We start from the raw sequence: 378 nt of genomic DNA, 5'->3' as shown, positions 1-378 counted from the left end.
TTCTTAACGCGCATTCGGTTAAAAACGTGGTTTAAAAAACCAAATTAATATTCACTCACAAAACACTGAAAAACATTCAGTATGACGAAAGTAAACCTTAATTTGGTCTTTTCTTTAATGAAGAAGATTAATCAATTCAGTGTATGAATTGGTAGGTCTGGGCAGACTTGAACTGCCGACCTCACCCTTATCAGGGGTGCGCTCTAACCAGCTGAGCTACAGACCTATCTTATTAGCAAGCCCAAGGGCTTTCTTCTTCTAATTTGTTATCATGTAATTTGTGTAGACACTCGTGAAACCGAAGTTTCCATTAAACTGTTTTTACTTCAAGATAAGGAGGTGATCCAACCCCAGGTTCCCCTAGGGTTACCTTGTTAC

At 38.9% G+C, this 378-nt stretch carries 1 tRNA gene; it reads right to left on the bottom strand.

The window, feature by feature from the left end:
* Positions 1-149: 149 nt before the first annotated feature.
* Positions 150-226: transfer RNA gene (locus H4J62_RS20065), tRNA-Ile, on the bottom strand.
* Positions 227-378 lie beyond the last annotated feature (152 nt).

The sequence above is a fragment of the Colwellia sp. BRX8-5 genome (assembly GCF_014077325.1).
GTDB lineage: Bacteria > Pseudomonadota > Gammaproteobacteria > Enterobacterales > Alteromonadaceae > Colwellia_A.
Note: the sequence above shows the minus strand (reverse complement) of the source record. Positions and strands in the feature narration are given on the sequence as shown.